This is a genomic window from Nocardioides sp. Z38_18 (assembly GCF_058215695.1).
Genome location: NZ_JBZAJE010000002.1, coordinates 1367803 through 1391789, shown reverse-complemented (window position 1 = coordinate 1391789; position 23987 = coordinate 1367803). Strand labels below are relative to the sequence as shown.

Sequence of the window (23987 nt, the reverse complement as noted above, 5' to 3'; positions counted from 1 at the left end):
CACGTTTCACGTGAAACCCATGGATGACCAGCCTGCGGCTGCACCCCCTGCGCCCTCGAGTGCGCAGGGGGTGTTTTCGCGCACCCTTCCCTTGGCGGAGCAGTTCGCGGACCTGCTCGCCACCGAAGCGACGGTGCGCGGGCTGATCGGCCCCCGTGAGGTCCCCCGGCTGTGGGAGCGGCATCTGCTGAACTGCGCCGTGATCACCGACCTGATGCCGCCGGACAGCTCCGTGGCCGACATCGGGAGCGGTGCCGGCCTGCCCGGGATCGTGCTGGCGATCCGCCGCCCAGACCTCCAGGTCACTTTGGTGGAGCCTTTGCTGCGTCGGACCACGTTTCTGGACTTCGCTGTGTCCACAATGGGACTGTCCAATGTGCACGTCCATCGGGGACGCGCCCAGGACTTGCACAGCGCAGCTGATCGGGATGGGAGGTTCGACGTGGTCACCTCTCGAGCCGTAGCCCCCCTGGACCGGCTGTCCCAGTGGTCCCTCCCGCTGGTGCGACCCGGCGGACGCTTCCTGGCGATGAAGGGGGCCACGGCTGCCGACGAGCTCGCCGGTGCCTCAGCCGAGGTCCGCCGTGCCGGCGGAGTCGACCCGGAGATCATCACTGTGGGTGCGGAGTGGGTCGATCCCCCGGTCACAGTGGTGCGGATCGTGAAATCAGGTGAAAAGTGATGCGTCAGCTCGCACACACTGCCTTCGTCGCGTGCCCCGCGGTTGTTTTGCGGTTATGGACTGGCGCACCCAGTGAAGTTATCCACCGGTGGGTTGCCCATGCGTGAGCGTGCGAATCCACAGACAGAAGGGGGTTATCCACAGGTGACCCCTGTTTCACGTGAAACAGAGCTAGGGGATGACGCAGTGAACCAGGCTGACTCGGCAGTTGGGTCAATTCGGGCATCGGGGGTGCGTACCGCTGGTGATCTCGCGGAATCCCCGGGTGGCCGGACGACCTTCGACGCCTCCACGCCGATGGCGAGCGCGGTGGAGCAGCAGATCCTGGTGCGCCAGGGTCGGCGAGCCAGTGATCCCCTCCCGCGTCCGGACCACACCCGGGTGATGGTGGTCGCGAACCAGAAGGGTGGTGTCGGCAAGACCACCACCGCGGTCAACCTCGCGGCCGGACTGGCGCAGCAGGGTCTCCGGGTCCTGGTGATCGACCTGGATCCGCAGGGGAACGCCTCCACGGCCCTCGATGTCGCGCACCACCGCGGCGTACTGTCCTCCTACGACGTCCTCGTGGACGGTGTCGCGCTCGCGGACGTCGTCCAGCCGCACCCAGACATCGCGAACCTGTTCGTGGTGCCGGCCACGATCGATCTGGCTGGCGCGGAGATCGAGCTGGTCAGCGTGGTCGCCCGCGAGACGCGCCTCCGCAAGGCGATCGCGGCGCACCCCCTGGTCAACGGCGGCGGGGCCGACCGGTTCGACTACGTGCTGATCGACTGCCCGCCCTCGCTGGGACTGCTCACGCTGAACGCGCTGGTGGCCGGAGCAGAGATGCTGATCCCGATCCAGGCGGAGTACTACGCCCTCGAGGGGCTCGGCCAGCTCCTGGAGACCGTGGAGATGGTGCGTACGCACCTCAACCAGGACCTGTGGGTGAGCACCATCCTGATCACGATGTACGACTCGCGGACCAACCTGGCGGCCAGTGTGGCCGCGGAGGTGCGCGAGCACTTCGGAGGACAGGTCCTGAAGACCGCGATCCCCCGCTCGGTGCGGGTCTCGGAGGCTCCGAGCTACGCGCAGAGCGTGATGACCTACGACCCCGCCTCACCCGGGGCGCTGAGCTACCGCGAGGCTGCTCGCGAGCTCGCCCACCGGGGCGTGATCAACCGGGGCGTCCCGGTCACGGTCAGCGCGAGCACCGAGCAGCCACAGCCGGACCCCGCCACCACGGATTCCAGAGGAGACCGATGAGCAACAAGCCTGTGCCACGCCGAGGACTTGGTCGTGGGCTGGGGTCCCTGATCCCGACCGGGCCGCCGGTGCAGCCCGGTGCCCGCGACGAGCTGGCGCGTTCCGGCGTACGCACGGAGCAGCCTGGCGGCCACGTCGGCACTCCCACCGCGCCGCAGCCCTCCTCGCCCACGTCGAACGAGGGCTCGGCTCCCGTCCCCACGCCACCGAACGCCGATCCGGGCTCGAATTCGGTCTCAGGTGCCGTGGCGCAGTCCCCGGCCGACGCTGTCACTTCCCCGGCCGAGGTCGCCGGGGCCTACTTCGCCGAGCTGCCCGTAGTCGCGATCACGCCCAACGCCCGTCAGCCGCGTCGGGACTTCGACGAGGCCGCGATGGCCGAGCTGGTGCACTCGATCAAGGAGGTCGGGCTGCTCCAGCCGGTGGTGGTACGCCGTACTGGTGCTCCCAGCGGCTCCGGGGACGCCGCTTACGAGCTGATCATGGGCGAGCGGCGCTGGCGGGCGACGCAGGAGGCCGGCCTGGACACGATCCCGGCCATCGTGCGCCAGACCGGCGACGACGACATGCTGCGCGACGCGCTCCTGGAGAACCTGCACCGCTCCGAGCTGAACCCGCTGGAGGAGGCCGCCGCCTACCGGCAGCTGCTCGACGACTTCGGGTGCACCCACGACGAGCTCGCCTCCCGGATCGGGCGCAGCCGGCCCCAGATCAGCAACACCCTGCGCCTGCTCAACCTCTCACCTGCGGTCCAGCGACGCGTGGCCGCCGGCGTGCTCAGCGCCGGGCACGCCCGGGCACTGCTCGCGGTCAGCGACCCGGCCTCCCAGGACCGGCTCGCGGGCCGGGTCGTCTCCGAGGGCATCTCGGTTCGTAGCCTCGAGGAGCTCGTCGCGGTGGGCGAGGTCGGCGCCGAGGACGAGGGCCCCCGCGTCCGCGCTCCCCGGCCGAGTGCTCCTGGCCTCGCCGAGCTGGGCGACCGGCTCAGCGACCGCCTCGACACCCGGGTCAAGCTCGCCCTGGGGCGCAACAAGGGTCGGATCTCCATCGAGTTCGCCTCGCTGACCGACCTGGAGCGCATTGTCAGCGTGATCGACCCCCGGAACCGTAACGATAGACCGATCTAGCGGTTCATCGCTTTGTCGACATTGGCGTACACGGATCGAGCAATTGCTGGGATCAGACTGTCGGCCAGACGCCGCTAGGGCGATAAGTCGATAAAGCTGTTTATCGGTTCAACGGTTTGGTGCTTTGTCTTTCTAGCGTGGTGTCGCTGAAGCGCCGTACTGACGACACAACCTCCGCATTTGCTGGCGAATGACAGTCGTCGGGCCGCGCGAGATGACTTTTCCCAGCAATTGCGGGCGGGAGTGCGGGCAGCAGTGCGCCCGAGCCAACTCGGGCTGATCAGCCGACAGCCGGGTCGTTGTCCTGGTCGACCGGGCCCTGCTGCGCGCGCTCGGCGCGACGGCGGGCGCGGGCGGCCTTCTCCTCGGCGTCGAGCTCGGCGGCGCGCTCCGGGGTGGGGGCGGACCCGCCCCGCGCGGCCGGAAGCCACCAGGAGCCGGGGGGCTGTTCGTCCGCGGGGTAGGCGTCCACGGCCTCGGCCACGAGGTCGGAGAGCCGGCTGTGCAGCTCGAGGGTCTCCTTCACCGGGTCCTGGCCGGTGGGGTACATCGGCTCCCCCACGCGGATACCGATGGTCTTGCCCCGGGAGAAGTCGCGCGGGTGGTCCTTGGTCATCAGGCGCTGGGTGCCCCACAGGGCCACCGGGATCAGCGGCACCCCGGCCTGCGCGGCGATCCGGGTGGCGCCGGACTTGAGCTCCTTGACCTCGAAGGAGCGCGAGATGGTCGCCTCGGGGAAGATCCCCACCACCTCACCGGCCTCGAGGTAGCGCAGCGCCTCGTCCATCGACGCGGCCCCGTCACCGCGGTCCACGGAGATGTGGTGCATCGAGCGCATCACCGGGCCCCCGATGGAGTGGTCGAAGACCTCACGCTTGGCCATGAACCGCACCAGGCGGTTGGAGGGCACCGCGGCGAGCCCGCCGAGGATGAAGTCGATGTAGGAGACGTGGTTGAACGCCAGCAGCGCCCCACCGGTGCGCGGGACGTGCTCGGTGCCGCTCATCTGGAACCTGAGACCCAGGACGCGGAACAGGACCTTGCAGGTCGCGATGATCGGCGGGTAGGTGATGTCGCGCATGTGGGTCCTCTGGAGATGGTCGGGCGGTGCCGTCGATGGCGGGGTCGTGCGCCCGATGGTGCCACGCAGGCCGGGTCCCCCACCTGCCCGGACCCGTTCAAGGACAAGGCAGCCACCCCGGCCAGTGGTCACACGGACCGGTGACGGCTCTGCGAGACTGTCCGCATGCGCCCGATTGTCCAGAGCCGCAAGCTCCAGCATGTCCGGTACGACGTCCGCGGACCCATCCTCGTCGAGGCCCAGCGGCTCGAGGCCGAGGGTCACAAGATCCTCAAGCTCAACATCGGCAACCCGGCTCCGTTCGGCTTCGAGGCCCCCGAGGCGATCGTGGCCGACATCGTGCACAACCTGCCCGAGGCGCAGGGCTACTCCGACTCCCGCGGCATCTACTCGGCGCGGACCGCGGTCGCGCAGTACTACCAGTCCCACGGGCTCACCGAGACCAGCGTGGAGGACGTCTTCATCGGCAACGGGGTCTCCGAGCTGATCTCGATGGTCCTCCAGGCCTACCTCGACGACGGCAACGAGATCCTCGTGCCGGCACCGGACTACCCGCTGTGGACCGGGGCGGTGCACCTGTCCGGGGGCACGCCGGTGCACTACCGCTGCGACGAGGAGAACGGCTGGGACCCCGACCTGGCCGACGTGGAGTCGAAGATCACCGAGAACACCAAGGGCCTGGTGATCATCAACCCGAACAACCCCACCGGGGCCGTCTACAGCGAGGACACCGTCAAGGGCCTGGTCGACATCGCCCGGCGGCACGAGCTGGTGATCTTCAGCGACGAGATCTACGAGAAGATCCTCTTCGACGACGCGGTGCACCACCACACGGCGTCGTACGTCGGTGACGACGTGCTCTGCCTGACCTTCAGCGGGCTCTCCAAGGCCTACCGGGTCTGCGGCTACCGCGCCGGCTGGGTGATGATCTCCGGGCCCCGCCACCTCGCGGAGGACTTCCTGGAGGGCCTGACCCTGCTCGCGAACATGCGGATGTGCCCCAACGTGCCCGCGCAGCACGCCATCCAGACCGCACTGGGCGGCTACCAGTCGATCACCGAGTACATCCAGCCCGGCGGCCGGTTCTACGAGCAGAGCAAGACGGCCTCACGCCTGCTCAACGAGATCCCCGGCGTCAGCTGCGTGGAGCCGCGTGGTGCGCTGTACTGCTTCCCGCGCCTGGACCCCGAGGTCTACCCGGTCAAGGACGACGAGCAGTTCGTGATCGACCTGCTCCGCGCCAAGAAGATCCTGGTCACGCACGGAACCGGCTTCAACTGGTTCGAGCCCGACCACTTCCGGCTGGTGACGCTGCCCGACCTCGACACCCTCACCGAGGCGATCGGTCGGATCTCGGACTTCCTGGCCACCCAGCGCGTCTGAGGGCGAGGGCGTCCCCCCAACTCCACAAATGTGGGATCGCGACGTCGAGTCGGGCCGATCCGACGTCACGATCCAACATTTGTGGGCCCGCGGCACCCCACCGGCCCACGCACCCGGACCTACCATGGGTCCATGTCGCGCAGGGTCGAGCGGTTGACGCTGGATCACCTCCAGCAGCTCCCGGGACGCTGCGGTTCGTGCGTGTTCTGGGAGCTCGATCCCGTACGCCGGGCCACGGTGGCCGGGCACGAGGCGGAGGAGAAGGCCGCCTGGGTCTCCGAGCTGCTGCGCGACTGGGGCTCGTGCGGACAGGTGGCCGTGGTCGACGGCGAGGTCGTCGGGCACATCATCTGGGCACCGCCGGCCCATGTGCCCGCGGCGCTGAGCTTCCCCACCTCGCCGGTGAGCACCGACGCAGTGGTGCTGGCCACGGCCCACGTCGACCCGTTGCACCGCGGCGGGGGACTGGGCCGGATGCTCGTGCAGGGGATGGCCAAGGAGCTCGTGAAGCGCGGGGGGATCAAGGCGGTCGAGGCGTTCGGGGAGACCCGCGCGCGCGGCGGCAGCTGCGTCGTACCAGCCGACTTCCTGCTCGCCGTGGGGTTCTCCACGCTGCGGGCGCATGCGGTCAACCCGCGGATGCGGATGGACCTGCGCACCACGCTGTCGATCCGCGAGGAGCTCGAGCGCACCCTGGAGCGGTTCCTGGCCCCGGTGCAGCTGCCGGTGCACGGCCGCACACCCGATCCCACCTCGCGATCCTAAAGCGACCTGCGGCGCGGTCGGGCTCAGGCGGTGGGGAAGCTCCCGCGGATCTCGCTGACCCGGAGCACCCCGGTGGCGGTGTCGACCTCGGGGGTGAGGTGGAAGCGCTGCACGGCGACCACGATCGCCCCGGCGAGCAGGTCGCGGAAGGCGGGGTCGGCCAGGCGCTCGGCGTCCCCGGCGTTGGTCAGGTAGCCGGCGTCGAGGCGTACGGCGGGCATCCGGGTGCGGCGCAGCACGTCCCACGTCTTGGGGTGGCAGCGCAGGTCGACGAGGTCGCTGCGCGCGACGATCTCGCGCTGGACCAGCCCCGCGAACCGCTCCCCGTCCGAGGACCACGTCGCCCGGTCGGTGTCGCCGAAGAAGTAGCTGGAGACGCCGCACGCGGAGGGGTTGGTGGAGGAGTCGAGGGCCAGGGAGAGGAACAGGTCGGCGCCGGCCCGGTTGGCGAAGGCGGCGCGCTCGGCCTCCTCGCCGGGTGCTGCCCACCGCGGCGTGGTCAGGAAGGCCTGCACGCCGATGGCGACCAGGCGGCCCTCCACCCGCTGGGCGAGGTCGTGCAGGATCGCGTCCGAGCGCTCGGCGAGGTCCGCCGGCAGGTTGTAGCCCCGCCCGACGTCGATCACCACGATCCGGCCGCCGAGGTGGGGGCCGGCCTCCCGGATCCGCTCCTGGGCCCGCAGCCGGTTCGGGGCCCCACCCTCGACCATCGGCCGGAGCTGGGCGAGCGCCTTGAGCGTGGCCGGACCGCAGGTGCCGTCCGGGGGGATGCCGAAGTTGCGCTGGAACTCGCGGACACCGGCCTCGGTGTCGGGTCCGAAGTATCCGTCGACGCGCCCCACGCGGAAGCCCAGGTCGAGCAGCCGGCGCTGCAGGGCGTAGACGTCGTCGCCGGCGATCAGGTCGCCGGGCAGATGGGTCAGGATCCGGTCGCCGAGCCGCCAGCGGGCCTCTGCGAGGCGTCGGAAGGTGATCGGACCGACGACGCCGTCGACGCTGAGGCCGCGCTGCTGCTGGAAACTGCGGACGGCGAGCTCGACGTGCTCGTCAAAGGTGCGGTCCAACCCGAAGCCGGATCCCCGCTCGGGGTCAGACCCCGAGGCGTCGTCAGGGCCCAGAAGGCCGATCCGCTCGAGGAGACCGACGATCTGGGCGACGGCGGGGCCGGAGTCCCCGCGCCTGACGACGACGTTCAATGCAGCCGCGAGGATCAGCCGATGAAGTCGGCGAGGTCCTTGAGCAGCGCAGCCTTGGGCTTGGCGCCGACGATCTGCTTGACGACCTCGCCACCCTTGTAGACGTTGAGCGTGGGGATGCCGTTGACGCGGTACGTCGAGGGGGTGACCGGGTTCTCGTCGACGTTCATCTTCACGAAGGTGAGCTTGTCGCCGTGCTCGCCGGCGAGCTCGTCGAGGATGGGTCCGACCTGGCGGCACGGGCCGCACCACTCCGCCCAGAAGTCCACCAGCACGGGCTTGTCGGACTTCAGGACCTCGGCCTCGAAGTTGGCGTCGGTGACGGCCTGCAGGTTGGACATCTGAGCTCCTCGTTGTGTTGACGTCTGTTCGTCGTGCGGTGGTGGAACATCCTCGCGCCGGGTTTTCTTCCCCGCGCACCGACGCGCTGACGCGCCGGTGAGGGGTCAGGCGCTGGCGCCGACCGTGGCCGCGCCGGCCGGGGTGGTCAGCGCGAAGTCGAGGTCGGCGAGGTAGCGCTCGGCATCGAGAGCCGCGGAGCAACCGGTGCCGGCCGCCGTGATCGCCTGGCGGTAGTGGTGGTCGACCAGGTCGCCACAGGCGAACACTCCGGGGAGGTTGGTGCGGGTGGACGGCGCGTCGACGAGCACGTAGCCCTCCTCGTCGAGGCGGACCTGGCCGTGCAGCAGCTCCGAGCGGGGGTCGTGGCCGATCGCCACGAACAGCCCGGTCGCGTCGAGCTCGCGGGTCTCCCCGGTCACGGTGTCGCGCAGCGTCAGGCCGGTCAGCTTGTCCTCGCCGTGGATCTCGGCGACCTCGGAGTTCCAGGCGAACTCGATCTTGGGGTCGGCGTACGCGCGCTCCTGCATGATCTTGGAGGCGCGCAGCTCGCCGCGGCGGTGGATCAGGGTGACCTTGGACCCGAAGCGGGACAGGAAGGTCGCCTCCTCGATCGCGGAGTCGCCTCCACCCACGACGGCGATGTGCTGCTCACGGAAGAAGAACCCGTCGCAGGTGGCACACCAGCTGACGCCGTGGCCCGACAGGCGGTCCTCGTCGGGCAGGCCGAGCTTCCGGTAGCCGGAGCCGGTCGCGAGGATGATGCTGCGTGCGGAGAAGGTGCCCTCGGCGGTGGTGACCGTCTTGATCTCGCCGGTCAGGTCCATCTCGATCACGTCGTCGGAGACGAGCTCGGCACCGAAGCGCTCGGCCTGGGCCCGCATCTCGTCCATCAGGGCCGGGCCCTGGATGCCGTCGCGGAATCCGGGGAAGTTCTCCACCTCGGTGGTGTTCATCAACGCGCCACCGGCGGTGACCGAGCCCTCGAAGACCAGGGGCTCGAGGCTGGCCCGGGCGGCGTACACGGCTGCCGTGTAGCCCGCGGGGCCGGAGCCGACGATGATCACCTGGCGGGTTGAGCTGGTCTGTTCGGTCACTACTGCTCCTGCGCTGGTCTGGCTGGGTGGGACCTCTGGAGAACAGATCCTAGGCACCCCGCATTCCGCAGGCACGGCCGACGCCGCCCCCCTTGAGTCAGGAGAGGGTCAGGAGAGGGAGACGAGGCGGGTGAGGTCGTCGCGGGGCAGGTCCGGTACGGCGGTGGCCTGGACGTTGACCGAGACCAGGTCCGCGCGCCCCGACTGCACGGTCAGGAACGCGGTGTCCGAGGCGTCGCGACCAGTAGCGATCCGTACCAGCGTCTCGCGGGGCGCGAGGGTGGTGGCGTCGACGACCCGCCACTGGCCGTCGATGGCCGCCTCGACGACCGCGTGGAAGTCCATCGGGGAGAGCCCGGGTGCGTAGACCGCGACCAGGCGGGCAGGGACGTTCCTGGCGCGCAGCAGCGCGATCACGAGGTGCGCGAAGTCACGGCACACGCCCTGGCGCAGCAGCAGGGTCTGGGTGGCGCCGTCGGTGGGGCGGCTGGTGCCGCTGACGTAGTAGAGCTGGGTGCCCACCCACGAGCTGACGGCGTCGAGCAGCTCCTTGCCCTCGAAGGAGGAGAACTCGCCCCACGCGGTGGGCCCGAGCTCGTCGGACTCGGCGTAGCGGCTGGGACGGCGGTAGACGATGTCGTCGACGGGGTCGACCGCCGGTGGTGCGGCGAGGCCGGAGACCTCCGCGGCGTAGGAGAGCGCCAGCCGGCCGGGAGGGGCGGTGCAGAGGTGCAGCCGGCCCCCGTCGGAGACCCGCTGCTCCCGCACGTCGAGGCGCCGGCCGTCCACGGTGATGGTGAGCGACTCCGAGGCGAGCTCGGGTCCCTCGGCGACCGCGACCGACCACACCAGCTCCGCCTCCTCGCGCACGTCGAGCTCGACCTGGCAGGCGACGGAACGGGTGCGGGGGGCGCTCATGGGTGCAGTCTTGCGCACCGCGGGGGAGTGGGCGCACGTGTCTCGCAACTAGCGAGGCGTCGCGGCCAGGGTCGTCTGGTCGAGCCTGCGGGTGCCCGCGCAGTCCCAGGCCTCCACCAGCCAGCCGGAGGCGCGTCCACGCGCGGGAAGCTCCTCGGCGTGTACGACGAGCACCGCGGGGCGACCGTCGTAGACAACCTGGCGGGTGACCGCTCCCGCGCTGGTCCTGGGCCCGCGGCAGGCATCGCCCTGCTGCGGGTCCGGCGACTGCGAGTCGGTCCCCCCGAACTCACGGGTCCCCGGGTCGGGGGTGTCGGAGGTGGCTCCCTTGCCGACTCCGGGGTCGCTGCCGAGCAGCTCCTCGACGTCGGCGGTGAACGAGGCGGAGCTGAGCCGGGGCAGCTCCGCGGACGCGGACGCGCTGTCCTGGGCGCGCTCGTCGGTCTTCGACGCGGCTCCACCGTCGGCGGAGCTCAGGGTGTCGGTGCCGAAGAGGTCGGTGCCGGAGACGACCGCGCCCCCGACCCCGAGCACGATCACGGCCGCGGCGGCAGCAGCAGCGGCAGCCGGCCATCTCCGGCGCCGGCGCAGGGGTACGACGTCGGCACCGTCCGCCTCGCGCTCGGCCACGAGCCGGGCCAGGGTCTCGTCGAGCCGGGCGGCCACCTCGGGGGGCATCGACTCGCCCTCAGGCCCGGATCCGAGGTCGGCGAGCAGGGCACGGATGCGGGCGTCCGCCTCCTGGTCATCGCTCATGTCCGCTCACCTCCTTCGGTGGGTCTCCTCGATGGGACGTGCTGCGGGGGCCCGGGGTTCCCTGCGGGGCCGCATCGGGCCCCGGTGCGGACGCCGGTGCGGCCGCGGGTGGCTCGTCCAGGTCGGCCAGGAGCACCGCGAGCCGGGCCCGTCCCCGGGCGCACCTGCTCTTCACGGTCCCGGCCGGCACCTCCAGGATCTGTGCCGCCTCCTGGACCGGGTACCCCTCCATGTCGACCAGCACCAGCGCCGCCCGCTGCTCGACCGGGAGCTCGGCGAGCGCAGCGAGCACCCGGTGGCGCCGGTCCCCGGCCAGCGCCAGCGCCTCGGGTCCGGCGTCCGGGTCGCTGCCGACGAGGACCTGTCCGCGGGCGGCGTGCTCCTCGAGGTCGTCGGGGAGCGGGTCGGCGGCGCGCACCTTGGCCCGGCGATGCCGGTCCAGGCACGCGTTGACCACGATCCGGTGCAGCCAGGTCGTCACCGCGGCCTCCCCCCGGAAGGACCCTGCTCGCCGGAACGCCGAGACCAGGGCGTCCTGGAGGGCGTCCGCGGCGTCCTCGGCGTTGCCGGTCGTGCGCAGGGCCACCGCCCACAGCCGGTCGCGGTGGCGTGCGAACAGCTCACCGAAGGCGTCGGGGTCCCCGGCGAGGTGCGCCTCGACCAGGGCGGCGTCGTCTCGCCCCGGGCCGAGGTCCGGCTTCACGACCTGACCGAGATGTCGGTGATCTCGCCGCGGAAGCCGCCGTCCACCGCGGGCAGCCTGGTCAGCCAGACGAGCAGGTAGCGGGTCTTCGGGGCGGGGTCGAGCTGCACGGTCGCGCGCGTCGAGGCGTTCGCGAGCTCGGCGACCTTGTCGAACTGGTCGACGCTCGCCGGCGACTCGGTGACGCCGGCGGGAGCGGCGTACACCTCGAAGGAGGTGGGCTCGCCCTTGAGCTGCACGCTGACCGAGCGTGCCGTCCGGTCGGCGCCGAGGTCGACGATCAGGCCGACGCCGGGCTTGAGCCCACCCAGCGCGGGGTCTCCCCGGTAGGTCATCGTCTGCCAGGAGGTGGCGGGGTCGCCGTCGATGGCGTTCGGGGCCGACTCGGGGTTCTCCTCCGCGGGGTCGCCGGCCGGGTCGAAGTCGCGCACCCCGGCCAGCTTCAGCTGCGGTCCCGTCGCGCGGGCCGGGGCGCTGGGGGAGTCCTCGGAGCCGGAGCGGGGGGTGTCGGGCTGGCGGTTGCTGTTGATCACGATGGCGGCCCCCACCACGAGCAGCAGGAGTACGCCGACGACGACGGCGGTCCGCAGCCAGCCGCGGCCCTCCTTGCCGGTGCCCCCGTCGTGCTGTTCCTCGGCCATGTCGAAGGGCCAGAACCCGGGCGGTGGACCTCCCGGTGGGGTGTCGTGCACGAGGTCCCGGGACCCTGTGGTCGAGTCGGGGAGCCGTGGGCCCGAGGACCGACCCGTGGTGGTGGCGTGCGCGCCGGTCGTGGAGTGCGAACCCGTGGACGTGGAGCCGGTGGTGGCACCCCAGCCGGCGGCGGCCTCCTGGGCCCGGCGCCGGGCGGCCTCCTCCTCCGCCCGGAGGGTCGCTGCGGGCACCTTGCGCTCGGTGTCCGCGAACAGCGGACGCTCGGGCAGCTCCGGGAAGGGTGGGAGGGGGGCGTTCCAGTCGGCGCGCACCCGGGGCGGCGAGTCCGCGCCGCTCGCCGAGCCGGTGAAGATCTGGGTGGCGTCCGGGTCCGTGGACGGACTCGGCGCCGGGGTGCTCGCTCCGTCCGGGGTCCTCCAGGCGCCCGTGGGGCCGGGCTCGGGGCCGGGCTCAGGAGTCGGCCTGGGGATCGCCTGGGTGGCCTCGGCAGCAGCCGGGGCCTCTGCGGCAGCGCCGCCCGGGGTGGCCCGGATCGCCTGGGTCTCCGGCCCGGAGTCGGGCAGGGGCGGGACCTCGGGGGCCGCGGGGGCGGGAGGCTCGGCGTGCATCGCCGTCGCGTCGACCGGGGCCACGAGGGCAGGGTCGCCGACGTAGTCGGCCAGGGCGGCCGCGACCTCGTGGGCCGTCTCGATCGGCAGCGAGTGCTGGGCGCCCTCCTTGTGCAGCACGCGGTCGCAGATGGCGTCGAGGGTGCGGGGGATGCCCGCCCGGACCTGGCGGGGTCGTAGCGGCCGGCGGGACTCCCGTGGCGCCGGGGGGACCGAGGAGCGCGCCACCCCCGGCCAGCGGCCGGTCAGCGACGCGTAGAGGATCCCGGCCAGGTTGATCACGTCGGCCTCGCGGGCGTCGAGGTCGCCGTAGAGCGGGTCGATCGGTCCGGGGGTCTGCAGGCTGGCGTCGACGACGTACCCGATCAGCTTGACGGCGCCGGCGTGGGTGACCAGGACGGCCTCGGGGTTCAGCCGTCCGTGGGCCACGCCCTGGGCGTGTCCGGCGGCGATCGCCTCGGCCACCTCGCGGGTGAGCCAGGCAGCGCGTGCGGGCGGGAGCGTGCCCTGCTGGAGCATCAGGTCCAGCGAGATGCCGTCGCCCCACTCGTTGACCACCCAGGCGATGCCGTTCTCGTCGTCGCAGTCGAGCACCCGCAGCAGATGGGGGTCGGTGATCGTGGCGGAGATCCTGGCGGCCTCGAGCATGCCGGCGGCGCGGGGATCCCCGCTGAGGACCGCGTGCACGGCGACGCTGCGGGCCAGGATGGTGTCGGTGGCCCGCCAGAACCAGGCACCCTCGCGCTCCGCGAGCAGGTCCTCGAGGCGGTAGCGGCCGGCGAGGACGGTTCCGTGGCAGATCGCACCGCTACTCACGACATCCCCCTCCCACGTCTCGCCCATCCTCTCGCAGGGTGATTTCCGACCCGCGCCCGAGTGCGCCCGGGACCCCTGTGCCCCTGTGCACCTGTGGCCCCGCGCCCGAGTCCCCGAGAGCTCGTCGACCTCCATCGTATGGCGGGCGTGCGCAGCACCTGACCGGTTCGGCGTTACTTCCTGCCGGGCAGACGCCGGGTGATCAACCCGATCACGTCGGTGACCTCGGAGATCCGCAGCAGCCGGGCGAGGCCGAGGTAGACCAGCACGAAGCCCAGGCCGACCACGGCGAGGTCGAGCACGGCGTACCCCTTGCCGGTGCCCGGGGTGAGCTCGGTCATCGCCTCGCGCAGGCCCCAGCCCGCCGCAGCGCTGAGCCCCACGGCGATGGCCAGGCGCACCAGGAACCGGACCAGCCGGCGCCCGGCCAGCCCGCCGACGCGGCGCGAGAGGATCACGTACGACGTGACCGCCCCCACGGCGTAGGCGCAGGCGTAGGCGATCACCAGTCGCGGTGCGGTCTCGGCGGCCGGGGCTCCCCGGGTCAGGAGCACCGCGGCGACGATGTTGGTGGCGGCGATGCCGCACTGGATGAAGAACACCAGGCGGGTCTGCTCGAGGGCGTAGAAGCCGCGCAGCATCAGGTAGTGGGCGGTGAACAGCACCAGGCCGATCCCGAACAGCGCCAGCGACGGGGCGAAGTTGGCGAAGTCGGCCGCTGCGCTGCCGTAGCCCCAGATCACGTCGGCGACGTCGAGCGACATCAGCGAGAGCAGCACCGCGATCGGGACCACGAGGGCGTACGCCGAGCGCAGGGTGGAGGACACGGCCGCGCCGATCGCGGAGAGCCGGCCGTCGGCGGCGTACGACGAGAGCAGCGGGAGCATCGCGGTGGCCAGCGAGACCGTGATGATCGAGTGCGGGACCTGGGTGAGCAGGAAGGAGTTGGAGTAGACGGTGTAGCCGGTGCCCTCCGCGGCTCCCGGTGCCGAGCCGGCCACGGGATCGACGGTGCCCTGGCTGGCGAGGCGTACGACGACCGTGTAGGCGATCTGGTTGACCACCACGAACAGCACCGTCCACACCCCCAGCCGCAGGGTGTGCCCGAGCCCGGAGCCGCGGAAGTCGAAGCGCGGCCGGTAGGAGAAACCCGCCGCCCGCAGGTAGGGGATCAGGACCAGGAACTGCACCACGATCCCGATCGTCGAGCCGATCCCGAGCAGTGCCTCGGCGTCGGGGCCGAAGCCGCCCTGCTTCTCCTCCCCGCGGGCGGGACCGAAGGTGAGCAGGTAGCTGACCAGCACGATGACCGCGATCACGTTGTTCGCGATCGGCGCCCACATCATCGGCCCGAAGCTGCCCCGGGCGTTCAGGATCTGCCCGACCAGGACGAACATCCCGTAGAAGAACACCTGCGGCAGGCAGTAGCGGGCGAAGTCGATCACCGACTCCAGCTGGGCCGAGAGGGCCGGCTCGAAGAACTCGGGGGCGAGGAACAGGCGCATCAGCCACGGTGCGCCGACCACCAGCAGGATCGTGACGAGGCCGAGGAAGAGCGCCGCCAGGGTGACGATCCTGTTGGTGAACGCCTCGCCGCCGTCGGGGTCGTGCTTCTGCGACCGGACCAGCTGGGGGACCAGTACGGCGTTGACGACGCCGCCCGCCAGCAGGATGTAGAGCATGTTCGGCACCGTGTTGGCGATGTTGAACACGTCGGCGTGCAGGCCGGCCCCGAGTGCCGCGGCCAGCAGGATGCTGCGCACGAAGCCGCTGAGCCGGGAGAAGATCGTGCCGGCGGCCATCACCGCGCTGGAGGAGAGCAGGGAGCGCGACGCGTTCTCACCGGTGTCGGTGCCGGGCCCGCCCGGCGCCTGTTCGCTCATGTGGGCTCCTCCTCTCGCCAACGGTGGTTGCGGATCCGGAGCACGATCCGGCGGGCGATCATCACCGCGAGCAGCGTCCCGCCGCCGGCCATGATGTACCAGATCAGTCGCCCGACCTGGCTGGTGCGCAGGCTGAACGTCAGCGGGGTCCCCGCCGCCTCGCCCTGGGCGGTGACCGGGGAGAGCGTCACCTCGTGCACCCCGATCCCGCTGGTGACCTGCAGCCGCAGCGTGCTCCGCTGCCCCGCCTGCAGGTTGACCGGGTCAGGTGTCTCCACCTTGACCTGGGTGTTGTCGGTGCGCGCCTGGATCCCGACGGTGATCGGTTGGTCGAGGCCGTTGACCAGGGTCACCGTCAGCGAGCCCGATCCTCCCGAGAGCGTGACGAAGTCCGTCCCGGTGACGCGCACCTGGTCCATCTGCCGGCGTACGTCGGTGTCGAGGCCGAGCACGAGCCCGGCAGCCAGTCCCGGGGACGCCAGGGCGCTGTACGACGAGCCCTGCAGGGCCGCCCCGGCGAGCCGGTCGCTCGCGTCGGTGTCCTCGGCGGTGAGCAGGTGGCCGAGCACCGTCCCGGTCCGGGCCAGGACGCGGGTGGCCGCGACGTTGGTGCTGGGGATCTCCTCGGCGAGCTGCTCCGGGCCGTAGGCGAGCTCCCCCTCGAAGGCGGCCGTGGGGGCGCTGTTCAGCGGGACCGTCCTGACCCACCGGTTCTGCAGTCCGCCGAAGAAGTCCGCCTGCCGCCAGTGCGGGCCGGGGTTCCACTGCGGGGGCAGCGAGACCACGATGGGCCGGGGCGCCTCGGAGCCCTTCGTCGCCTCCAGCGCCGCCTCGCTGAGGATCCGCTGCCGCAGTGCCAGCGCGTCCAGGGGCAGCGTCGGCTGCGGCCCGCCTGCGCTGGCGCGGGCGTCGGTGAGCACGAGCTCCTGTCCCGACGGCAGCCGGGACACGGGCGGGTTCGCCAGCCGGGCCCGGTCGCTGAGGACCAGGACCGACTCCTGGGAGACCTCCGTGAGCAGCTCGGGGTCGAAGTACCCGTTGGGCGGGGCGACCGCCGACGGGCCGCTCAGGCCGCGGACCTCGAGGCGGTGGGCAGTGATCTCGTCGGCTCGCGTGATCAGGTTGGGCCGGTTCCGGGCCAGCGAGGTCACGTCGGGGTCGGAGTAGCCCAGGGCGAGCAGGTCCTGGGCGCCGGCGGAGGCGACCAGGGTCTCCAGCACGGTTCGGGCCCGTGCCCGTTCCTCCTCGCTGGGGGTGCCTTCCCGCGGCTCGGGCGCCGCGCTCGGGGAGGCGCCGTCGCCGGCCTCCCCGTTCTTGTCCCCGTTCTTGTCGCCGTTCTTCTCCCCGTTCTTCTCGTCGTCCTTGCCGTCGCCGTTCCCGTCCGGGCCCGCGCCGTCGGGGCCTGCCTGGCTCTGCGCGTCCAGGGAGAGGGGCGGGTTGCCGCGGGCGTAGTCCTCGAGGGCGTCGAGCACGGCCGGGTCGAGGATCCAGGTCAGCGAGTCGTCCCCGGCCGAGGCGCCGAACTCGGCGAGGCGGCTGAGCCGGCCATTCGGCGCGGTCAGTGCCTTCCACCGCTGCGGGCCGTTGAGGCTGCCGTCGACCGCGCGGCGCGCGCGCTCGCGCAGCGGGAGCAGCACCGAGACCGGGACGCTGCGGGTGCGGGCCACCGCCGGCGGGACGAGCGGGATGAAGGTGCGGGCCCTGCCGTCCGCGACCAGGTCACGGCCGTCCGCGTTGGTGCCCAGGGCGTGTACGCCGATCCAGTACACGCCGGCCGCCCCGGAGATCGCTCCCAGCGAGGTGACCGGCACCGAGAGGGTGAAGGCCGCCTGCTGCCGCGGGGCGAGGTCACCCACCGAGGCGTAGGTGCCGGCGTCGGTCAGCCGCTCGCCCACCGCGAGGTCGGGCTCGGCCGCGGCCGCCTCGGAGAGGGCGTCGCGGGTCGTGATCGGGGAGGTGGAGATGATCGGTGCCACGTTGACGTCGAGCCAGTCCTCGACCGAGACGTTGGTGACGATGCCGGTCAGGGTGATCGCGCCCTTGCGCGGGATCGAGGCCGGCGTCATCGCGGTCAGCGTCACGGCGAGGGGGGTGGTCTCGGCCTCCGTCTGAGCCGGTGCGCGTGAACCAGGTGTGCGTGCCGAGGGCTCGAGGGCGCTCGAGCCCGGCGTACGTGCCAGGGCGGGGGCGGGCATCGCGAAGGTGGTCACAAGGAGGCCCACCGCTGCGACGGCGCCAAGCGCACGGGTCGTCCAGCGGCGGCTCACGCCCGCGATGTTATCTGCGCGCGCTGTGCTCCTCCGGACGCCGTGCGGGGTGCGTGGCCCGGCTCACTCCCGAGCACCACCGGCCGGACCCGTCGCCGTACGGCACTAGAGTGGTTTCCCATGTCCGAGGAGCCTTTGCTGATCACCGACGTGCAGGCACGCGTGGTGGCGGAGCTGGCCCGGATCGCACCCGTGACCGACGAGCTCGGGGCGCGCTTCGCCGCCGCGGGCGAGCAGATCGCCCTGGTCGGCGGGCCGGTGCGCGACGCGATGCTCGGCCGGCTGCAGAACGACCTCGACTTCACCACCTCGGCGAGGCCGGAGGTCACCGAGCGGCTGCTCAAGGGCTGGGCGGACGCGGTCTGGGACATCGGCCGCGCCTTCGGCACGATCGGCAGCCGCCGCGGCGAGTGGCAGGTCGAGATCACGACGTACCGCTCGGAGGCCTACGACGCGGACAGCCGCAAGCCGACCGTCGAGTACGGCGACTCGCTGGTCGGCGACCTCGCCCGGCGTGACTTCACGGTCAACTCGATGGCGCTGACGCTGCCCGAGAAGCAGCTCGAGGACCCGTTCGGTGGGGTGGTGGACCTGGCCAACCGGGTGCTGCGCACCCCGGGCCGCCCGGAGGACTCCTTCTCCGATGACCCGTTGCGGATGATGCGCGCCGCGCGGTTCTCCGCCCAGCTCGGCTTCACCGTCGCCCCCGAGGTGGTGGCCGCGATGACCGGGATGGCCGAGCGGATCTCCATCGTCTCCGCGGAGCGGGTGCGCGACGAGCTGGTGAAGATCATCCTCTCCCCCGACCCGGTGCGCGGCCTGCGGCTGCTGGTCGACACCGGTCTCGCGGCCCACGTGCTGCCCGAGTTGCCGGCCCTGGCGCTCGAGCGCGACGAGCACCACCGGCACAAGGACGTCTACGAGCACACCCTGACCGTGCTCGAGCAGTCCATCGACCTCGAGGACCGGCTCGCGGACCTCACCGGCGGCGGGCCCGACTTCATCTCCCGGTTCGCCGCGCTGATGCACGACGTCGGCAAGCCGAAGACACGCCGCTTCGCCGACAACAACGTGGTCACCTTCCACCACCACGACGTGGTCGGGGCCAAGCTGACCCGCAAGCGGATGCAGGCGCTGAAGTTCTCCAACGACCAGATCGACGCCGTCACCCAGCTCGTGGAGCAGCACCTGCGCTTCCACGGCTACGGCTCGGGTGAGTGGACCGACTCCGCCGTACGCCGCTACGCGCGCGACGCCGGCGACCAGCTAGAGCGGTTGCACGTCCTGACCCGGGCCGACTGCACCACCCGCAACAAGCGCAAGGCCGACCTGCTCCGGCGTACCTACGACGAGCTCGAGGCCCGGATCGCGCACCTCTCCGAGGCCGAGGAGCTGGCCTCGATCCGCCCCGACCTCGACGGCAACCAGATCATGGAGATCCTCGGCATCGGACCCGGCCGCGAGGTGGGCGAGGCCTACAAGCACCTCCTCGAGCTGCGGCTGGACCGGGGCCCGATGAGCCAAGACGAAGCCCGCCAGGCGCTGCTGGAGTGGCACGCCTCCCGCATGTAAATCGGGGTTATGGACACTCATCAAGGGCCCTGCCGGGCTCTGAGCGTCCACAAGCCTTGCGCAGTCGCCCCCGAAAGCGGCGCCGTGCCCGACCCGAGGCACAGGTACGGCGCCGCCCGGGCGCTCAGATGTACAGCGTGGAGTCGGGCTGCAGGCCGATGGCCTGGGTGAGCTTGTTGGCGTAGCTGAAGAACGCCGCGACCTCGATCGCCTCGACGATGCCGGCGTTGGTCAGCCCCACCGCGCGCAGCCGCTCGTAGTCGGCCTCGCCCACCAGGTGCGCCTCGTTGGTGACCTTGACCGAGAGGTCGACCAGCGCCTGGTCGCGCTCGGAGAAGTCGACGAGGTGGTGGTCGTCGGCGATCCGGTAGGCGCGCTCCCGCTCGCCGGTGGCCTGGGCCAGCCCGTAGCGGTGGTTGGCCACGCAGTAGCCGCACTCGTTCTCGTGTGCGACCACGACCGAGATCAGCTCGCGCTCCTGGATGGTCAGGTGGTGGTTGTCGCTGTTGTCCCACAGCGGGCCGTAGATCGCGAGCAGCCGCTCGAGGGTGGCCTCGTTGACGGCGTACCCACGCAGCCAGTTCGGGACGTAGCCGTAGGTGCGCTCCGCGGCGTCGAACTGGTGCCGCAGGCGGGGCGAGACGTCCTCGCGGTCCACCCCGCCGAGGCGGGTGACCAGGGACTTGTCGAGGTGCGGGGCGACTGCCGGGGCCTGGAGGTCGGACTCAGGAAAGGTGGTGGCCATGGGGATTCCTCTGGGGTAGGTGGAGTGACGTGGTTATGTATAGCATGTCACTGGACTTAAGTTATTTACATGACAATCAACGAGGGAGCCCCATGACCACCCAGCTGCAACGACCCCTGAGCACGCCCGCCGAGTCGACGTCGACACCGCGCCTGACCCCTGAGCAGGTGGTGCAGGCGGCCGGGGACCTGGCGCTACGCCTGTCCCGGGAGTCGGTCGACCGGGACCTCGAGCGACGGCACCCGCTCGCCGAGGTGCGGGACTTCGCCTCCACGGGCCTGCTCGGGGTCACCGTCCCCGAGGCCTCCGGCGGCTCCGGCCTGCCCCGCTCCACAGCGGCCGAGGTACTGCGGCTGGTCGCCCGCGGGGACTCCTCGGTGGCCCAGCTGGTGCTGGCGCACTTCGTGCTGCTCGACATCGCCGGCGCCGCCGGTCGTCCCGAGCTGCAGGAGATCCTGTACGCCGTCGCGACCGGCGGCGGCTGGATCGGGAACGCGACCGCCGAGCGCGGCACCGCCCACGTCTTCGACCGGCAGACCAACGCCCAGACCGACCCCGACGGCGGGGTGGTGCTCACCGGCCGCAAGTTCTACGCCACCGGTGCCCTGGGCTCCTCGATCTTCGGCGTTGCGGCCAACCTCGACGGTGACAAGGGCCACCCGGCGATCGTGTTCGTCTCCCCCGAGGACCCGGGCGTGACCATCGGCACCGACTGGACCGCCTTCGGCCAGCGCAGCACCATCAGCGGCTCGGTCATCCTCGACGACGTCCGGGTGCCTGCGGAGCGGGTGCTCGATCTCGGCGTACTGCCGGCGGACCCGCCCCGGAGCCCCGTCGGTGCCTACGACCAGCTCCTGCACACCGCGATCGACGTCGGGATCGCGCGCGCCGCGCTGGAAGACGGCGCCGCCTTCGTCCGGGACCGGTCGCGCCCGTGGGTCGAGTCGGGCGTCACCCGCGTCTCCGAGGAGCCGCACGTCCAGCTCCGGTTCGGTCAGCTGCGCACCCGGCTCGCGGCCCTGGAGGCACTGTTCGCCCGCGCACAGGCCGCGGTCGACCGGGCCTACTCCGGCGCCGCGCCCACCGAGGAGGTGCTGGTCGACGCCTCGCTGGCGGTGGCCGAGGCCAAGGCGTTCGCCCAGGAGGTGGGCCCCACCATCGCCAGCGACGTGATCGAGCTGGCCGGCACCAGCGCGGCCGACGAGCGCCACGGCCTGGACCGGCACTGGCGCAACGTGCGCGTGCACTCCCTGCACGACCCCGCCAGGTGGAAGTACGTGCACCTCGGTGCCCACCTCCTCGACGGCACCGCACCGCCCAAGCACCCGCTCATCTGACCGGAGCCCGCCCCTTGTGACGCGGGGTTCGTGTTGCCGAGGCCCCTCCCGGGGGCACACTCAGCAGCACGAACCCCGCGTTGCAGCGGGGCCGGCGCGCAGAGGAGAGGGCCCCATGTCACTGATCCACGACCGCCTTCCGGGGTTGGACCTGGGGCACGTCGCGCTCGGGGCCGGGCCCACGCCCGTACGCCGGCTCGAGCCCGGCCTGGTCGCGGGGGCCGAGGTGTGGCTCAAGGACGAGAGCGGGTTCGGGGACGGGGGCTGGGGCGGCAACAAGGTCCGCAAGCTGGAGTGGATCATCCCCGAGGCGAAGCGTCGCGGGGCCCGGGCGCTGTTCACCGTCGGCGGGATCGGCACGCACTGGGGGCTGGCGGCGGCGCTCTACGGGCGTGAGCACGGGCTCCGGACGATCCTCGGCCTGGTCGACCAGCCGGTCGACGACCACGTGCGGGACCAGCTCGCGCGGCTCGAGGCCTCCGGCGCGCAGCTGCACCGCCACTCCTCGGCCAGACGGCTGAAGCTGGCGGCCCCCGCGATCATCGCGGGGGCGGTCCTGCGCGACCGCCGCGTGCCCTGGTACCTCCCCGCGGGCGGCTCCAACGCCTTCGGCGCCCTGGCCTACGTCGACACCGCGCTCGAGATCGCCGCCCAGGTCCGCGCGGGCCACCTCCCGGTGCCGGGGACTGTGGTCACCGCCGTCGGCTCAGGAGGTACGGCGGCCGGCCTCGCCCTCGGCCTGCGCCTGGCCGGTCTTCCCACCCGGGTCTTCGGGGTGGTGGTCAACGACTCGTTCCCGCTCGACGCGCTCGTGGTCGCGCGGCTGGCGAACCGCACGGCCGGCCTGCTGGCCGAGCGCGGAGCCGGGGAGGAGCTGCCGCGCCTGGACCCCGAGGACGTCACCATGCGCGACGACTGGCTGGGCACGACGTACGGCGACCCGACCCCCGCCTCGACGGCCGCGGTGAGCGAGGCCGCCACCCACGGCCTGGAGCTGGAACCGGTGTACACGGGGAAGTCGCTGGCCGCCATCCGAGACCTGGCCGGGTCCGGTGGGCTCGCGGAACCTATCCTCTGGCTCAACACGCACGGCCCTCGCTGAGTGGCCGGCCCGACGATCCCGGAGGACCCATGCCATTGACCGACGTCGCACCCATCGAGGCCACGATCGAGATCGCCGCGCCTACGGCCAAGGTGTGGGCACTGGTCTCCGACCTGCGCAACATGCCGCGCTGGAGCCCGCAGTGCCGCAAGACGATCGTCCGCGGCGGCGAGGTGCGCGAGGGCGCCAAGCTGGTCAACATCAACAGGCGTGGACTGCTGGTATGGCCGACGCAGTCGGTGGTCACCGAGTTCGTGCCGCAGCAGAAGGTCGCGTTCCGGGTCAAGGAGAACTGGACCGTGTGGTCCTTCGAGCTCAGCCCCACCGGTGACGGCGGCACCCGCGTGGTGCAGCGCCGGGAGGCACCGCAGGGCATCTCGGACACCTCGGTGCGGCTCACCAAGGCGGTGCTCGGAGGGGTCGAGGGCTTCACCACCGAGCTCGAGCAGGGGATGAACCAGACCCTGCAGAAGATCAAGCGCGACGCCGAGGCCGGCTGAGCAGGTGTCTCCGGGCACGGACCCGGCTCCGTGGTCACCCTGCGAGGCACGTCCTTCCACGCCACCAGCAAGAGAAACTGGGCCTCATGCACCCATGCCCTTGCTGCGGCTACCGGACGCTGCCAGGCAGAGGTGACTACGACCTGTGTCCGGTGTGCCGGTGGGAGGGTGACGGCGCAGAGCCATGGGAGATGAGCGGCCCGAACGCACAGACTCGCCACCTGAATGCTCGGGGTGATGGACACCGCGATGACCGACCACCAGCTGAGGCGCTGGAAATCCGGCTCCCGATGCAGGATGTGCTTCCAGGTGCGCAGATAGTCGTCTTACCTGATGACGTTGGTTGGGGTGGGAGCGCTCTCTTCGTCAAGACACGGGACGAAGTCGCCAGTGCGCCGTTCGACGCCGGCGTCGGTGACGCTCGCCGGGTCGGTGCGGACTGTCGGGTTGGTCGGTTCGCCGAGCAGAAGGTCTCACCGACGAAGAGCTGCTCGGCATGGTGGGCCAGTAATCCCGCGTTCCGAACTCTGCGCGGATCGCGGCTATGAACGGACGGTCGGACGCTTTCTCGCGAGCGAGGTTCTATTAGCCGGGCCGTACGGTTCTCGCATGTCTACTGAGCCGCTCGCCGTGCATATGGTGACAGCGGGATACGTAGTGGTCTCCCCGACGCGTCGGCCGGAAGGGTACGGCCCGGGAGTGCCGGACCCCTTTGTGACAATCAGTGGGTGCCTTGCCGACAGGTTGCGCGTGCCGGAGTTCTCTGGCTGGTTCCAGGACCTTGACGGAGCGCGGGACACGTGGAGTGCTGACCCGGAAAGGGCTCTCCTCATGGTGGTAACCATGACGCCACAGGACGCCGCCGAGCTGATACGCGAGTTGCCCGAGGAGCCTGGACACTTCGAACTGCTGCAGACCAGGAGTGCTGAGCCTGAGAACGTGCGATGGCTTGGGTTCGAGATCGTAGGGGCGGAAACCTGTCTGGCCTTTCACTCTTGGCACTGCCACGGTTACGCATCTGAAGCAGCGGCACGTCTTGGCACTCGACTTACCTACCAGGGGCTCCTTGCGACCTACGAGGAGGCAGCGGAGGTTCGGACGTGGATGCTGGGCCTGCCCAGCGACCAGCGGCCGATCTCTGTTCCTTGGGCTGTCGTCCGCCTTGGGATCGTCTCGACCTGAGGTAGCGAGCCACTTAGGTGTCGCTT

22 protein-coding genes are annotated in these 23987 nt (G+C 71.5%); 11 read left to right on the top strand and 11 right to left on the bottom strand.

Going from position 1 to position 23987, the window contains the following annotated elements; all coding sequences use genetic code 11:
- Positions 1-91 precede the first annotated feature (91 nt).
- The 3 genes from rsmG (at position 92) to AC4BGC_RS17785 (ending at position 3057) form a co-directional block, all read left to right on the top strand.
- Entirely contained in the window at positions 92-682 is a 591-nt protein-coding gene (rsmG, locus tag AC4BGC_RS17795; protein WP_490556970.1) for a 16S rRNA (guanine(527)-N(7))-methyltransferase RsmG, read from the top strand.
- 297 nt (positions 683-979) lie between these two features.
- Positions 980-1930: a ParA family protein gene (locus AC4BGC_RS17790; protein ID WP_490557206.1), complete on the top strand. Its 951-nt coding sequence runs from the start codon at positions 980-982 to the stop codon at positions 1928-1930.
- Entirely contained in the window at positions 1927-3057 is a 1131-nt protein-coding gene (locus AC4BGC_RS17785; protein WP_490556969.1) for a ParB/RepB/Spo0J family partition protein, read from the top strand. Before AC4BGC_RS17790 ends, AC4BGC_RS17785 begins: the two co-directional genes overlap by 4 nt.
- A 280-nt stretch (positions 3058-3337) precedes the next feature.
- Here the strand turns inward: AC4BGC_RS17785 and AC4BGC_RS17780 are convergent, their stop codons facing one another.
- On the bottom strand, positions 3338-4138 hold the full coding sequence (locus AC4BGC_RS17780; RefSeq protein WP_490556968.1) for a lysophospholipid acyltransferase family protein: 801 nt from the start codon (positions 4136-4138) through the stop codon (positions 3338-3340).
- A gap of 165 nt (positions 4139-4303) precedes the next feature.
- On the opposite strand from AC4BGC_RS17780, the gene AC4BGC_RS17775 reads away from it, so the two are divergent.
- Together AC4BGC_RS17775 and AC4BGC_RS17770 are read left to right on the top strand one after the other, a co-directional pair.
- Positions 4304-5521, top strand: coding sequence for a pyridoxal phosphate-dependent aminotransferase (locus tag AC4BGC_RS17775; RefSeq protein ID WP_490556967.1), 1218 nt, complete (start codon positions 4304-4306; stop codon positions 5519-5521).
- A gap of 132 nt (positions 5522-5653) precedes the next feature.
- The gene (locus AC4BGC_RS17770) at positions 5654-6286 is read left to right on the top strand and encodes a GNAT family N-acetyltransferase (protein ID WP_490556966.1); all 633 of its coding nucleotides are present in this window, start codon (positions 5654-5656) and stop codon (positions 6284-6286) included.
- 23 nt (positions 6287-6309) lie between these two features.
- Here the strand turns inward: AC4BGC_RS17770 and AC4BGC_RS17765 are convergent, their stop codons facing one another.
- From AC4BGC_RS17765 to AC4BGC_RS17725, 9 genes are all read right to left on the bottom strand, one after another.
- Positions 6310-7482, bottom strand: a complete 1173-nt coding sequence (locus AC4BGC_RS17765; RefSeq protein ID WP_490556965.1) for an N-acetylmuramoyl-L-alanine amidase — start codon at positions 7480-7482, stop codon at positions 6310-6312.
- Between the two features lie 14 nt (positions 7483-7496).
- The gene (gene trxA, locus AC4BGC_RS17760; protein ID WP_490547090.1) at positions 7497-7823 is read right to left on the bottom strand and encodes a thioredoxin; all 327 of its coding nucleotides are present in this window, start codon (positions 7821-7823) and stop codon (positions 7497-7499) included.
- A 105-nt stretch (positions 7824-7928) separates the two neighbouring features.
- Positions 7929-8918: a thioredoxin-disulfide reductase gene (trxB, locus tag AC4BGC_RS17755; RefSeq protein ID WP_490547091.1), complete on the bottom strand. Its 990-nt coding sequence runs from the start codon at positions 8916-8918 to the stop codon at positions 7929-7931.
- Between the two features lie 108 nt (positions 8919-9026).
- Positions 9027-9836, bottom strand: a complete 810-nt coding sequence (locus tag AC4BGC_RS17750) for a transglutaminase-like domain-containing protein (protein ID WP_490556964.1) — start codon at positions 9834-9836, stop codon at positions 9027-9029.
- Positions 9837-9884: 48 nt separating this feature from the next.
- Positions 9885-10592: a hypothetical protein gene (locus AC4BGC_RS17745; RefSeq protein WP_490556963.1), complete on the bottom strand. Its 708-nt coding sequence runs from the start codon at positions 10590-10592 to the stop codon at positions 9885-9887.
- Positions 10582-11295 carry an RNA polymerase sigma factor SigM gene (gene sigM, locus AC4BGC_RS17740; RefSeq protein WP_490547094.1) on the bottom strand — a complete coding sequence of 238 codons (714 nt, stop codon included), beginning with the start codon at positions 11293-11295 and terminating at the stop codon, positions 10582-10584. The genes AC4BGC_RS17745 and sigM overlap by 11 nt, the downstream gene beginning before the upstream one ends.
- Positions 11292-13373, bottom strand: a complete 2082-nt coding sequence (locus AC4BGC_RS17735; RefSeq protein ID WP_490556962.1) for a protein kinase family protein — start codon at positions 13371-13373, stop codon at positions 11292-11294. Before AC4BGC_RS17735 ends, sigM begins: the two co-directional genes overlap by 4 nt.
- A gap of 173 nt (positions 13374-13546) precedes the next feature.
- Complete coding sequence (gene murJ, locus AC4BGC_RS17730) at positions 13547-15256, bottom strand: murein biosynthesis integral membrane protein MurJ (protein ID WP_490556961.1); 1710 nt, start codon at positions 15254-15256, stop codon at positions 13547-13549.
- Positions 15253-17523 (bottom strand): DUF6049 family protein, encoded by a 2271-nt coding sequence (locus AC4BGC_RS17725; protein WP_490556960.1) that lies wholly within the window; start codon positions 17521-17523, stop codon positions 15253-15255. The genes murJ and AC4BGC_RS17725 overlap by 4 nt, the downstream gene beginning before the upstream one ends.
- 120 nt (positions 17524-17643) lie before the next feature.
- Between AC4BGC_RS17725 and AC4BGC_RS17720 the strand changes: the two genes are divergently transcribed.
- On the top strand, positions 17644-19095 hold the full coding sequence (locus tag AC4BGC_RS17720) for a CCA tRNA nucleotidyltransferase (protein ID WP_490556959.1): 1452 nt from the start codon (positions 17644-17646) through the stop codon (positions 19093-19095).
- A 124-nt stretch (positions 19096-19219) separates the two neighbouring features.
- Here the strand turns inward: AC4BGC_RS17720 and AC4BGC_RS17715 are convergent, their stop codons facing one another.
- A complete protein-coding gene (locus AC4BGC_RS17715; RefSeq protein WP_490556958.1) occupies positions 19220-19840 on the bottom strand; it encodes a peroxidase-related enzyme in 621 nt (206 codons plus the stop codon).
- A gap of 92 nt (positions 19841-19932) precedes the next feature.
- Here AC4BGC_RS17715 and AC4BGC_RS17710 point away from each other — a divergent pair, with 92 nt between their 5' ends.
- The 5 genes from AC4BGC_RS17710 (at position 19933) to AC4BGC_RS17690 (ending at position 23961) form a co-directional block, all read left to right on the top strand.
- Positions 19933-21177 carry an acyl-CoA dehydrogenase family protein gene (locus tag AC4BGC_RS17710; protein WP_490556957.1) on the top strand — a complete coding sequence of 415 codons (1245 nt, stop codon included), beginning with the start codon at positions 19933-19935 and terminating at the stop codon, positions 21175-21177.
- Positions 21178-21292: 115 nt separating this feature from the next.
- On the top strand, positions 21293-22279 hold the full coding sequence (locus AC4BGC_RS17705; protein ID WP_490556956.1) for a 1-aminocyclopropane-1-carboxylate deaminase/D-cysteine desulfhydrase: 987 nt from the start codon (positions 21293-21295) through the stop codon (positions 22277-22279).
- A gap of 29 nt (positions 22280-22308) precedes the next feature.
- Positions 22309-22779, top strand: a complete 471-nt coding sequence (locus AC4BGC_RS17700) for an SRPBCC family protein (RefSeq protein WP_490556955.1) — start codon at positions 22309-22311, stop codon at positions 22777-22779.
- 86 nt (positions 22780-22865) lie between these two features.
- The gene (locus tag AC4BGC_RS17695; protein WP_490556954.1) at positions 22866-23327 is read left to right on the top strand and encodes a CPCC family cysteine-rich protein; all 462 of its coding nucleotides are present in this window, start codon (positions 22866-22868) and stop codon (positions 23325-23327) included.
- 61 nt (positions 23328-23388) lie between these two features.
- The gene (locus AC4BGC_RS17690) at positions 23389-23961 is read left to right on the top strand and encodes a hypothetical protein (RefSeq protein WP_490556953.1); all 573 of its coding nucleotides are present in this window, start codon (positions 23389-23391) and stop codon (positions 23959-23961) included.
- Positions 23962-23987: the final 26 nt, after the last annotated feature.